Annotated in this window: 11 protein-coding genes; all 11 read left to right on the top strand. The window is 53.1% G+C overall.

What is annotated here, in order from left to right; all coding sequences use genetic code 11:
• Positions 1-3: 3 nt before the first annotated feature.
• The 11 genes from sdhB to tolQ all read left to right on the top strand — a co-directional run bounded on the left by sdhB (position 4) and on the right by tolQ (position 12,381).
• Entirely contained in the window at positions 4-720 is a 717-nt protein-coding gene (gene sdhB / locus AB4K05_RS04525; protein ID WP_234503560.1) for a succinate dehydrogenase iron-sulfur subunit SdhB, read from the top strand.
• A 268-nt stretch (positions 721-988) separates the two neighbouring features.
• Positions 989-3,790, top strand: a complete 2,802-nt coding sequence (sucA, locus tag AB4K05_RS04520; RefSeq protein ID WP_368478818.1) for a 2-oxoglutarate dehydrogenase E1 component — start codon at positions 989-991, stop codon at positions 3,788-3,790.
• 13 nt (positions 3,791-3,803) lie between these two features.
• Positions 3,804-5,027 (top strand): 2-oxoglutarate dehydrogenase complex dihydrolipoyllysine-residue succinyltransferase, encoded by a 1,224-nt coding sequence (gene odhB / locus AB4K05_RS04515; RefSeq protein ID WP_368478817.1) that lies wholly within the window; start codon positions 3,804-3,806, stop codon positions 5,025-5,027.
• Positions 5,028-5,165: 138 nt separating this feature from the next.
• Positions 5,166-6,332 carry an ADP-forming succinate--CoA ligase subunit beta gene (sucC, locus tag AB4K05_RS04510; RefSeq protein WP_368478816.1) on the top strand — a complete coding sequence of 389 codons (1,167 nt, stop codon included), beginning with the start codon at positions 5,166-5,168 and terminating at the stop codon, positions 6,330-6,332.
• On the top strand, positions 6,332-7,201 hold the full coding sequence (gene sucD, locus AB4K05_RS04505; protein WP_368478815.1) for a succinate--CoA ligase subunit alpha: 870 nt from the start codon (positions 6,332-6,334) through the stop codon (positions 7,199-7,201). The genes sucC and sucD overlap by 1 nt, the downstream gene beginning before the upstream one ends.
• A gap of 792 nt (positions 7,202-7,993) precedes the next feature.
• On the top strand, positions 7,994-9,562 hold the full coding sequence (gene cydA / locus AB4K05_RS04500; protein WP_368479160.1) for a cytochrome ubiquinol oxidase subunit I: 1,569 nt from the start codon (positions 7,994-7,996) through the stop codon (positions 9,560-9,562).
• 15 nt (positions 9,563-9,577) lie between these two features.
• Entirely contained in the window at positions 9,578-10,717 is a 1,140-nt protein-coding gene (cydB, locus tag AB4K05_RS04495; RefSeq protein WP_368478814.1) for a cytochrome d ubiquinol oxidase subunit II, read from the top strand.
• Between the two features lie 14 nt (positions 10,718-10,731).
• Positions 10,732-10,845: a cytochrome bd-I oxidase subunit CydX gene (gene cydX, locus AB4K05_RS04490; protein ID WP_006177208.1), complete on the top strand. Its 114-nt coding sequence runs from the start codon at positions 10,732-10,734 to the stop codon at positions 10,843-10,845.
• On the top strand, positions 10,845-11,141 hold the full coding sequence (gene ybgE / locus AB4K05_RS04485) for a cyd operon protein YbgE (protein ID WP_368478813.1): 297 nt from the start codon (positions 10,845-10,847) through the stop codon (positions 11,139-11,141). The genes cydX and ybgE overlap by 1 nt, the downstream gene beginning before the upstream one ends.
• A 146-nt stretch (positions 11,142-11,287) precedes the next feature.
• Positions 11,288-11,692, top strand: coding sequence for a tol-pal system-associated acyl-CoA thioesterase (gene ybgC / locus AB4K05_RS04480; protein WP_368478812.1), 405 nt, complete (start codon positions 11,288-11,290; stop codon positions 11,690-11,692).
• Complete coding sequence (gene tolQ / locus AB4K05_RS04475) at positions 11,689-12,381, top strand: Tol-Pal system protein TolQ (protein ID WP_368478811.1); 693 nt, start codon at positions 11,689-11,691, stop codon at positions 12,379-12,381. Before ybgC ends, tolQ begins: the two co-directional genes overlap by 4 nt.

Here is a 12,381-nt window from a genome sequence, read left to right as displayed (position 1 = left end):
AAAATGAAACTCGAGTTTTCAGTTTATCGTTATAACCCGGACGTAGACGATGCTCCGCGCATGCAGGATTACACCCTGGAAGCGGAAGAAGGTCGCGACATGATGCTGCTCGATGCGCTGATGCAGCTGAAAGAAAAAGATCCATCGTTATCGTTCCGCCGCTCGTGCCGTGAAGGGGTTTGTGGCTCCGACGGCCTGAACATGAACGGCAAAAATGGTCTGGCATGTATCACGCCGATCTCCGCGCTGAATCAGCCGGGCAAGAAAATTGTTATCCGTCCACTCCCGGGTCTGCCAGTGATTCGCGATTTGGTGGTAGACATGGGGCAATTCTATGCACAATATGAGAAGATTAAGCCTTACTTGTTGAATAATGGGCAAAATCCTCCGGCTCGTGAGCATCTGCAGATGCCAGAGCAGCGCGAGAAACTCGATGGCTTGTACGAGTGTATTCTGTGCGCATGTTGTTCAACGTCTTGCCCGTCGTTCTGGTGGAACCCGGACAAGTTTGTTGGCCCAGCAGGTTTGCTGGCTGCGTATCGCTTCCTGATCGACAGTCGCGATACCGAAACCGACAGCCGTCTGGAAGGGTTGAGCGATGCTTTCAGCGTATTCCGCTGCCACAGCATTATGAACTGCGTCAGTGTATGTCCTAAGGGGCTGAACCCGACGCGCGCCATCGGCCATATTAAGTCGATGCTGCTGCAACGTAGTGCGTAAGTAGTCAGCGTTGCCGGATGGCGACGTAAACGTCTTATCCGGCCTACCGGGCACAATCCCGTAGGCCTGATAAGCGCAGCGCCATCAGGCAATACTAGCAATGCAGGAAACCTCTAAAAACTGCCTTTTTTATGTTTGACAGTTTTTAAAGGTTCCTTAGCGGACGCAGATGATACGACAGTCCGCAACAGGTGAACCCCGGCACGCACAGCGGTGTGCGTGGTAGTATCCACGGCGAAGTAAGCATAAAAATGCTTAAGGGATCACGATGCAGAACAGCGCTTTGAAAGCCTGGTTGGACTCTTCTTACCTCTCTGGCTCAAACCAGAGCTGGATAGAACAGCTCTATGAAGACTTCTTAACCGATCCTGACTCGGTAGACGCTAACTGGCGTTCGACGTTCCAGCAGTTACCTGGCACCGGAGTCAAACCGGATCAACTCCATTCAACCACGCGTGATTATTTCCGTCGTTTGGCGAAGGATGCCTCACGTTACTCTTCTTCTATTTCCGACCCTGACACGAATGCGAAGCAGGTTAAAGTCCTGCAGCTTATCAACGCATATCGCTTCCGTGGTCACCAGCACGCGATCCTCGATCCGCTGGGGCTGTGGCAGCAGGATAAAGTGGCTGATTTAGATCCCGCTTTCCACGATCTGACCGAGGCCGATTTCCAAGAGAGCTTTAACGTAGGTTCTTTTGCTATCGGCAAAGAGACGATGAAGCTTGGGGATCTGATTGACGCGCTCAAACAGACCTACTGCGGCCACATCGGCGCAGAGTACATGCACATTACCAATACCGAAGAAAAACGCTGGATCCAACAGCGTTTCGAAGCGGGGCATGCCACTTTCAGCGCCGAAGAGAAAACGCGTTTCTTGAGCGAATTGACCGCAGCTGAAGGTCTGGAGCGTTACCTGGGTGCGAAATTCCCAGGTGCAAAACGCTTCTCGCTGGAAGGCGGTGACGCGCTGGTACCAATGCTCAAAGAGATGATCCGCCATGCGGGCAAGAGCGGCACCCGTGAAGTGGTGCTGGGTATGGCGCACCGCGGTCGTTTGAACGTGCTGATCAACGTACTGGGCAAACAGTCCCAGGAGTTGTTCGACGAGTTCTCAGGCAAGCATAAAGAACACCTCGGCACCGGCGACGTGAAGTACCACATGGGCTTCTCTTCCGATATCGAAACCGAAGGTGGCCTTGTGCACCTGGCGCTGGCGTTCAACCCGTCGCACCTCGAAATCGTAAGCCCGGTGGTTATCGGTTCCGTTCGTGCGCGTCTGGATCGTCTGGACGAACCAAGTATCAACCAGGTTCTGCCAATTACCATTCACGGTGATGCGGCAGTAACCGGGCAGGGCGTTGTTCAGGAAACCCTGAACATGTCCAAAGCGCGGGGTTATGAAGTGGGCGGTACCGTGCGTATCGTTATCAACAACCAGGTGGGCTTCACCACCTCGAACCCACTGGATGCGCGCTCCACGCCGTACTGTACCGATATCGGCAAGATGGTGATGGCACCGATTTTCCACGTTAACGCGGATGACCCGGAAGCCGTTGCTTTCGTGACCCGCCTGGCGCTGGACTTCCGTAATACCTTTAAACGCGATGTGTTCATCGACCTGGTGTGCTACCGCCGTCACGGCCATAACGAAGCCGACGAGCCAAGTGCAACCCAGCCGCTGATGTACCAGAAAATCAAAAAGCATCCGACTCCGCGCAAAATCTACGCTGACAAGCTGGAAGCGGACAAAGTTGCAACGCTGGAAGATGCCACCGAGATGGTTAACCTGTATCGCGACGCGCTGGACGCGGGCGAATGCGTGGTGAAAGAGTGGCGTCCAATGAATATGCACTCCTTTACTTGGTCGCCATATCTCAACCACGAGTGGGATGAAAGTTATCCGAACAAGGTTGACATGAAACGCCTGCAGGAGTTGGCTAACCGTATCAGCACCGTACCTGATGCCATCGAAATGCAGTCTCGCGTAGCGAAAATCTACGGCGACCGTCAGTCAATGGCCGCGGGTGACAAGCTGTTTGATTGGGGCGGCGCGGAAAACCTGGCCTACGCCACGCTGGTTGATGAGGGCGTGCCGGTTCGCCTATCGGGCGAAGATGCCGGTCGCGGCACCTTCTTCCACCGCCATGCGGTTATCCATAATCAGTCTAACGGCTCAACCTATACGCCGCTGCAGCACGTGCATAACGGGCAGGGCGACTTTAAGGTTTGGGACTCCGTGCTGTCTGAAGAAGCGGTGCTGGCGTTTGAATATGGTTACGCAACGGCTGAACCGCGTACGCTGACCATCTGGGAAGCCCAGTTCGGCGACTTCGCCAACGGTGCGCAGGTGGTGATTGACCAGTTCATCTCCTCCGGCGAGCAGAAATGGGGCCGTATGTGTGGTCTGGTGATGCTGCTGCCGCACGGTTACGAAGGTCAGGGCCCGGAACACTCTTCTGCACGTCTGGAACGTTATCTGCAGCTTTGCGCTCAGCAGAACATGCAGGTTTGCGTGCCATCGACGCCGGCACAGGTGTATCACATGCTGCGTCGTCAGGCGCTGCGCGGGATGCGTCGTCCGCTGGTGGTGATGTCACCGAAATCGCTGCTGCGTCATCCGCTGGCGGTTTCTACTCTCGACGAACTGGCGAACGGCACCTTTATGCCAGCCATCGGTGAGATTGACGAACTGAATCCGCAGGACGTGAAACGCGTCGTGCTGTGCTCCGGTAAGGTGTACTACGACCTGCTGGAACAGCGTCGCAAAAACGACCAAAAAGATGTGGCTATCGTGCGTATCGAACAGCTGTATCCGTTCCCGCACCAGGCCGTACAAGAAGCATTGAAATCTTTTGCTCACGTACATGATTTCGTTTGGTGTCAGGAAGAACCTCTTAACCAAGGGGCTTGGTACTGCAGCCAGCATCATTTCCGTGATGTAATTCCATTTGGGGCCGCTCTGCGTTATGCAGGTCGCCCAGCCTCCGCCTCGCCGGCGGTAGGGTATATGTCCGTTCACCAGAAGCAGCAACAAGATCTGGTCAATGACGCGCTGAACGTCGATTAATTAAGGATACAAAATGAGTAGCGTAGATATTCTGGTTCCCGACCTGCCTGAATCCGTAGCAGATGCTACCGTGGCAACCTGGCATAAAAAACCCGGCGATGCGGTAGTTCGTGATGAAGTGCTGGTAGAAATCGAAACTGACAAAGTGGTACTGGAAGTACCGGCGTCGGCGGATGGCATTCTGGATGCCGTTCTGGAAGATGAAGGCACTACCGTGACCTCTCGTCAGATCCTGGGACGCCTGCGGGAAGGCAACAGCGCGGGTAAAGAAACCAGCGCCAAGTCTGAAGCGAAAGAGTCCACTCCGGCGCAGCGCCAGCAGGCGTCGCTGGAAGAACAAAATAATGAAGCGCTCAGCCCGGCGATCCGTCGCCTGCTGGCTGAGCACAGCCTCGATGCCAATGCCATTAAAGGCACTGGCGTGGGTGGCCGTCTGACCCGCGAAGACGTTGAAAAACATCTGGCGAAAGCACCAGCAAAAGCTGAAGCCAAAGCCCCTGCGGCAGCAACAGCTGCGGCACCGGCTCCTCTGGCTGGCCGTTCAGAGAAACGCGTTCCGATGACCCGTCTGCGCAAACGCGTGGCCGAGCGTCTGCTGGAAGCGAAAAACTCTACCGCGATGTTGACCACGTTCAACGAAGTCAACATGAAGCCAATTATGGACCTGCGTAAGCAGTACGGTGATGCGTTTGAAAAACGTCACGGTATCCGTCTGGGCTTCATGTCCTTCTACGTGAAAGCCGTGGTTGAAGCGTTGAAACGCTACCCGGAAGTGAACGCTTCTATCGACGGCGATGATGTTGTTTATCACAACTACTTCGACGTGAGCATGGCGGTTTCTACGCCACGCGGCTTGGTGACCCCGGTTCTGCGTGACGTTGATGCCCTCGGCATGGCTGACATCGAGAAAAACATCAAGGTTCTGGCACTGAAAGGCCGTGACGGCAAGCTGACCGTAGAAGACCTGACCGGCGGTAACTTCACCATTACCAACGGCGGTGTGTTCGGTTCCCTGATGTCTACTCCGATTATCAACCCGCCTCAGAGCGCGATTCTGGGCATGCATGCCATTAAAGATCGCCCGATGGCGGTTGATGGCAAAGTTGAAATTCTGCCAATGATGTACCTGGCGCTGTCCTATGACCACCGTCTGATTGATGGGCGCGAGTCGGTAGGCTTCCTGGTAGCCATTAAAGAATTGCTGGAAGATCCAACCCGTCTGCTGCTGGACGTGTAGTTAATAAGAGTATCACCTGCCCGTAGGCCGGATAAGGCGTTTGCGCCGCCATCCGGCGTAATGCCTGATGGCGACACTGTCGTGTCTTATCAGGCCTACGGTTTAAGATAATGATTACCTGAAGGATGGATAGAACACATGAACTTACATGAATACCAGGCAAAACAACTCTTTGCCCGCTATGGCTTACCGGCTCCGGTGGGTTATGCCTGTACTACTCCGCGCGAAGCAGAAGAAGCCGCTTCAAAAATCGGCGCTGGCCCGTGGGTAGTAAAATGTCAGGTTCACGCTGGTGGCCGCGGTAAAGCGGGCGGTGTGAAGGTTGTTAATTCCAAAGAAGAGATCCGTGCGTTCGCAGAGCATTGGCTGGGCAAACGTCTGGTGACCTATCAGACGGATGCACACGGTCAGCCTGTAAACCAGATTTTGGTTGAAGCGGCAACGGATATCGGTAAAGAACTGTACCTGGGCGCGGTTGTTGACCGTAGCTCCCGTCGTGTGGTGTTCATGGCGTCTACTGAAGGCGGCGTGGAAATCGAGAAAGTGGCGGAAGAAACCCCACACCTGATCCATAAAGTTGCGCTTGATCCGCTGGCGGGCCCAATGCCTTACCAGGGTCGCGAACTGGCGTTCAAACTGGGTCTGGAAGGTAAACAGGTTCAGCAGTTCACCAAGATCTTCATGGGTCTGGCGACTATCTTCCTTGAGCGCGATCTGGCGCTTATTGAAATCAACCCGCTGGTTGTGACCAAGCAGGGCGATCTGATCTGCCTCGATGGCAAGCTGGGCGCTGACGGCAACGCGCTGTTCCGTCAGGCTGACCTGCGCGAAATGCGCGACCAGTCGCAGGAAGATCCACGTGAAGCGCAAGCAGCACAGTGGGAACTGAACTACGTAGCACTTGATGGCAACATCGGCTGCATGGTTAACGGTGCGGGCCTAGCAATGGGCACCATGGACATCGTTAAGCTGCACGGTGGCGAACCGGCTAACTTCCTTGACGTTGGCGGCGGCGCAACCAAAGAACGTGTTACCGAAGCGTTCAAAATCATTCTGTCTGATGACAATGTGAAAGCGGTTCTGGTGAACATCTTCGGTGGTATCGTACGTTGCGACCTGATCGCTGACGGTATCATCGGCGCGGTAGAAGAAGTGGGCGTTAATGTTCCAGTTGTCGTACGTCTGGAAGGTAACAACGCTGAACTCGGCGCGAAGAAATTGGCTGACAGCGGCCTGAATATTATTGCAGCGAAAAGTCTGACGGACGCAGCACAGCAGGTTGTTGCCGCAGTGGAGGGAAAATAATGTCTATTTTAATCGATAAAAACACCAAGGTTATCTGTCAGGGCTTTACCGGTAGCCAGGGTTCTTTCCACTCCGAACAGGCAATTGCTTACGGTACGCAGATGGTTGGCGGCGTAACCCCAGGTAAAGGCGGCACCACGCACCTCGGCCTGCCGGTGTTCAACACCGTGCGCGAAGCAGTAGAAGCGACTGGCGCCACCGCGACCGTTATCTACGTTCCGGCACCGTTCTGCAAAGACTCCATTCTGGAAGCTATCGACGCAGGCATTAAGCTTATCATCACCATCACCGAAGGCATCCCAACGCTGGATATGCTGACCGTGAAGGTAAAACTGGATGAAGCTGGCGTGCGCATGATTGGCCCGAACTGCCCAGGCGTTATCACCCCAGGTGAATGCAAAATCGGCATCATGCCGGGTCATATTCACCAGCCGGGTAAAGTGGGCATCGTTTCCCGTTCCGGTACGCTGACCTATGAAGCGGTTAAGCAGACCACCGACTACGGCTTCGGCCAGTCCACCTGTGTGGGCATCGGCGGTGACCCGATCCCGGGTTCTAACTTCATCGATATCCTGAAGATGTTCCAGGAAGATCCGCAGACTGAAGCGATCGTGATGATCGGTGAGATCGGCGGTAGCGCTGAAGAAGAAGCGGCAGCCTATATTAAAGATCACGTAACCAAGCCAGTGGTGGGTTACATCGCAGGTGTGACTGCGCCAAAAGGCAAACGTATGGGCCACGCTGGCGCCATCATTGCCGGTGGTAAAGGCACTGCGGACGAGAAATTCGCAGCGCTGGAAGCTGCAGGCGTGAAAACCGTACGCAGCTTGGCTGACATCGGCGAAGCGCTGAACACAATCCTCAAATAATCCTCTCTGCTCCCTCATAAATTCCCGATGCATACGGGAAGCAGGGAGCTTTATATGTCTAGTTTTCGACATGGTTGGCCGCCCTTGGGCGGCCTTTTTTAATGGCGCCGTTTGGCTACCAGGGTAAATCTATAGCCGACGCTTATCAGCGTATTACGGCGATGGATGCACATTGGCGACTGGAGTCCGGCGTAGAATAGAGAAAAAACGAACAGCTAGAAAATAATGAAATATGTGCTAGCAAGAAAATAACCGTGAAGTAATCGACACAATCTTGTTTTAAATTTTCCTTTTTTCTTCCTCATTCCAAAGTTAAATTACATTACCTATAATTTCCATATCAGCCATTTTAGTAACTATAAGGCGCATTGCGTAAACATTAATTTAACAATCAAATTACACAATTCATCCCCTGATACATCAAATCAACATTAAGCGTAAATGTTGATTTATATCAATATCTAAAGCTTGGCAATATTGGCGAAAAAGCGTTTAATTGTCCCGGATCAAACTGGCTGAAAACTACCCTCTCCGCTATATATTGATCAACGTCGTAAAACGTAAAGACAGTTCAGTAAAAACCTGTTTATTGTATGGTTATTACGGCGTAATATATTCGAGGGATCAATTTGAGTTTTTTATTAACGTATTTGTAACCTTTGCTGACAATGATTTCCTCTGAGAAGAGAAAGCAACGAAGCGGGAAACAAATAAATTTGTATTGGGGCATGTGTTTGAATCCCGCTAGCGGGTTCAATCTCGGAGTCTTCATGCGATGAGCAAGGAGTCATGATGTTAGATATAGTCGAACTGTCGCGCTTACAGTTTGCCTTGACCGCGATGTACCACTTCCTGTTTGTACCGCTGACGCTGGGTATGGCGTTCCTGCTGGCAATCATGGAAACGGTCTACGTCCTTTCCGGCAAACAGATTTATAAAGATATGACCAAGTTCTGGGGCAAGTTGTTTGGTATCAACTTTGCTCTGGGTGTGGCGACCGGTTTGACCATGGAGTTCCAGTTCGGGACTAACTGGTCTTACTATTCCCACTATGTAGGCGATATCTTCGGTGCGCCGCTGGCCATCGAAGGTCTAATGGCCTTCTTCCTCGAATCTACCTTTGTAGGTCTGTTCTTCTTCGGTTGGGATCGTCTGGGCAAAGTCCAGCACATGGCTGTCACTTGGCTGGTGGCGCTTGGCTCCAACCTCTCCGCACTGTGGATTCTGGTCGCGAACGGTTGGATGCAGAACCCGATTGCCTCCGATTTCAACTTCGAAACCATGCGTATGGAAATGGTCAGCTTCTCTGAGCTGGTCCTTAACCCGGTCGCACAGGTGAAATTCGTCCACACCGTCGCCTCCGGCTACGTGTGCGGCGCGATGTTCGTACTTGGCATCAGCTCCTACTATATGCTGCGCGGTCGTGACTTCGCTTTTGCGAAGCGCTCCTTCGCCATTGCTGCAAGCTTCGGCATGGCGGCTATCCTGTCTGTTATCGTTCTGGGTGATGAATCCGGTTACGAAATGGGCGACGTGCAGAAAACCAAACTGGCCGCCATTGAAGCCGAATGGGAAACTCAGCCAGCGCCTGCCGCCTTTACCCTGTTTGGTATTCCCGATCAGGACGCACAGGAAAACCGTTTCTCTATTCAAATTCCTTACGCGCTTGGCATCATCGCGACCCGCTCTGTTGATAAGCAGGTGACCGGTCTGAAAGATCTGATGGTGCAGCACGAAGAGCGTATCCGTAACGGTATGAAAGCCTACTCGCTGCTCGAACAGCTGCGTGGTGGTTCGGCTGACCAGTCCGTTCGTGATGAGTTCAACCACGTCAAAAAAGACCTGGGCTACGGTCTGTTGCTCAAGCGCTATACCGACAACGTTGCTGACGCAACGGAAGCGCAGATTAGCCAAGCAACGAAAGACTCTATCCCACGCGTTGCGCCGCTGTACTTCGCTTTCCGTATCATGGTGGCGTGCGGCATCCTGATGCTGGCAATTATTGCGGTTTCCTTCTGGACCGTGATTCGTAACCAGATCGGTGAGAAAAAATGGCTGCTGCGTACCGCGTTGTACGCGATTCCGCTGCCGTGGATTGCTATTGAGTCAGGTTGGTTTGTTGCCGAGTACGGCCGTCAGCCGTGGGCAATTGGTGAGGTTCTGCCGACGGCAGTGGCCAACTCCAGTCTGACCGCTGGCGATCTGATCTTCTCGATGCTGCTGATTTGTGGTCTGTACACTCTGTTCCTCGTCGCAGAACTGTACCTGATGTTCAAATTTGCCCGCCGTGGACCAAGCAGCTTGAAAACCGGTCGTTACCACTATGAGCAGTCTACCGCGACTACTCAGCCGGCACGCTAAGACAGGAGTCGTCAAATGATCGATTATGAAGTACTACGTTTTATCTGGTGGCTGCTAATTGGTGTCTTGCTGATTGGTTTTGCCGTCGCCGACGGTTTCGACATGGGGGTGGGCATGCTCACCCGCTTCCTCGGTCGTAATGACACCGAGCGTCGAATCATGATTAACTCCATCGCTCCGCACTGGGACGGTAACCAGGTGTGGCTCATCACCGCCGGTGGCGCGCTGTTTGCCGCATGGCCGATGGTCTACGCAGCTGCCTTCTCCGGCTTCTACGTGGCGATGATCCTTGTGCTGGCATCCTTGTTCTTCCGTCCGGTTGGCTTTGACTACCGCTCGAAGATCGAAGACACCCGCTGGCGCAATATGTGGGACTGGGGCATCTTCATCGGTAGCTTCGTGCCACCGCTGGTGATTGGCGTCGCGTTCGGTAACCTGCTGCAGGGCGTACCGTTCCACGTCGATGAATATATGCGCCTGTACTACACCGGTAACTTCTTCCAACTGCTGAATCCGTTTGGTCTGTTGGCCGGTATTGTGAGTGCCGCGATGATCCTGACCCAGGGCGCAACCTATTTGCAGATGCGTACCGTGGGCGAACTGCACCTGCGTACACGTAACGTCTCTATGGTGGCGGCGCTGGTGACGATGGTGTGCTTCGCACTGGCAGGCGTTTGGGTCTACTACGGTATTGATGGCTACGTGGTGAAATCGGTTCTGGATCATACCGGTCCGTCTAACCCGTTGACCAAAGAAGTGGCGCGTGAAGCGGGTGCATGGATGGTGAACTTCAACAACATGCCAGCGCTGTGGGCGATTCCTGCTCTGGGCGTAGTGCTGCCGTTGCTGACCATTGTTACCACCAAAGCTGATAAAGGAGCATGGGCGTTCCTGTTCTCCTCGCTGACGCTGGCGTGCATCATCCTGACCGCGGGCATCGCTATGTTCCCATTCATTATGCCTTCTAGCACAATGATGAACGCGAGCCTGACCATGTGGGATGCAACGTCTAGCCAGTTAACGCTGAACCTGATGACCTATGTCGCGATTGTCTTCGTACCGATTATTCTGGCCTACACCACGTGGTGTTACTGGAAAATGTTCGGTCGCATCACTAAAGAAGATATCGAACGCAACACCCATTCTCTGTACTAAGTAAGGAGCTGAATATGTGGTATTTCGCATGGATTTTGGGAACGCTTCTTGCTTGTGCATTCGGCGTTATCACCGCCCTGGCGCTGGAGCACGTTGAAGCGTCCAAAGCGGGTGAAGAAAAGCACTAATGAAAAATGTTATCGCGACGTTATACGCGATAATGGACAAGCGCCCCTTGCGGGCGCTTTCCCTTGTTATGGCCCTGGCGCTTGCGGGCTGCATCTTCTGGGATCCGACGCGATTTGCGGCGAAGACCAGCGAGCTTGAAATCTGGCATGGTTTCTTGTTGATGTGGTCGGTGTGTGCTGGCGTGATTCACGGGGTGGGGTTCCGCCCGCGGTCGATTCACTGGCAAGGGATTTTTTGTCCTCTTATCGCCGATTTAGTGTTATTCGCAGGCTTAATTTTCTTCTTCTACCACTGAAAATTCTTGCCTAGTAAAGATGGGCTTGCCTAAGCCCATAAATATTTACGCTCCGTTTACTTCTCCCCATTCCAAACCATCATTCCCGCGCGTATAGTAGCGAAGTTCAAAAACCCAAAAAATTTTTTGCATTACTGGGACGTAAAGTGAATACAACGCTGTTTCGATGGCCGGTTAGGGTCTACTACGAAGATACCGACGCCGGGGGGGTGGTTTACCACGCCAGCTATGTGGCTTTCTATGAAAGAGCACGTACAGAGATGCTGCGTCACCATCACTTCAGCCAACAGGTTTTGCTGGCTGAACGCGTGGCCTTTGTCGTGCGCAAAATGACGCTGGAGTATTTTGCAGCTGCCAGACTCGACGATATGCTCGAAGTCCAAACAGAAATTACATCAATGCGTGGTACCTCAATGGTCTTTACGCAGAGAATAGTCAACGCTGAGAATAAGCTTCTGAACGAAGCAGAAGTTCTGATTGTCTGTGTTGATCCACTCATCATGAAGCCTCGTGCGCTTCCCAAGTCTATTGTCGCGGAGTTTAAGCAGTGACTGACATGAACATCCTTGATTTGTTCCTGAAGGCTAGCCTTCTGGTTAAACTTATCATGCTGATTTTGATTGGTTTTTCAATCGCATCCTGGGCCATCATTATCCAGAGAACGCGCATCCTTAATGCGGCTACCCGCGAGGCTGAAGCGTTTGAAGACAAATTCTGGTCCGGTATCGAGCTGTCTCGCCTGTATCAGGAGAGCCAAGGTCGTCGTGATAATCTGGCGGGTTCTGAGCAGATCTTCTACAGCGGATTTAAAGAATTTGCTCGTCTGCATCGCGCGAACAACCATGCGCCAGAGGCGGTGGTGGAAGGGGCCTCGCGTGCGATGCGCATTTCCATGAACCGTGAGTTGGAAACGCTGGAAACGCATATCCCATTCCTTGGCACCGTCGGTTCTATCAGCCCGTATATCGGTCTGTTCGGTACCGTATGGGGGATCATGCACGCCTTTATCGCACTGGGTGCGGTTAAGCAGGCGACGCTGCAAATGGTTGCGCCAGGTATCGCAGAAGCACTGATCGCCACCGCGATTGGTCTGTTCGCCGCAATTCCTGCGGTAATGGCGTACAACCGCCTGAATCAGCGCGTGAACAAACTGGAGCTGAACTACGACAACTTTATGGAAGAGTTCACCGCCATTCTGCACCGTCAAGCGTTTACCACCAGCGAAAGCAACAAGGGGTAA

This window comes from Kluyvera sp. STS39-E, assembly GCF_040932435.1.
Classification (GTDB): Bacteria; Pseudomonadota; Gammaproteobacteria; order Enterobacterales; family Enterobacteriaceae; genus Kluyvera.
The sequence above is the reverse complement of the archived record's forward strand: the minus strand, read 5'-3'. Positions and strand labels throughout refer to the sequence as shown.

Coding starts and splice junctions, on each gene's coding strand:
- sucC (WP_368478816.1), top strand. CDS start 5,166: ATGAACTTACATGAATACCAGGCAAAACAACTCTTTGCCCGCTATGGC.
- cydX (WP_006177208.1), top strand. CDS start 10,732: ATGTGGTATTTCGCATGGATTTTGGGAACGCTTCTTGCTTGTGCATTC.
- odhB (WP_368478817.1), top strand. CDS start 3,804: ATGAGTAGCGTAGATATTCTGGTTCCCGACCTGCCTGAATCCGTAGCA.
- cydA (WP_368479160.1), top strand. CDS start 7,994: ATGTTAGATATAGTCGAACTGTCGCGCTTACAGTTTGCCTTGACCGCG.
- ybgE (WP_368478813.1), top strand. CDS start 10,845: ATGAAAAATGTTATCGCGACGTTATACGCGATAATGGACAAGCGCCCC.
- sdhB (WP_234503560.1), top strand. CDS start 4: ATGAAACTCGAGTTTTCAGTTTATCGTTATAACCCGGACGTAGACGAT.
- sucD (WP_368478815.1), top strand. CDS start 6,332: ATGTCTATTTTAATCGATAAAAACACCAAGGTTATCTGTCAGGGCTTT.
- sucA (WP_368478818.1), top strand. CDS start 989: ATGCAGAACAGCGCTTTGAAAGCCTGGTTGGACTCTTCTTACCTCTCT.
- cydB (WP_368478814.1), top strand. CDS start 9,578: ATGATCGATTATGAAGTACTACGTTTTATCTGGTGGCTGCTAATTGGT.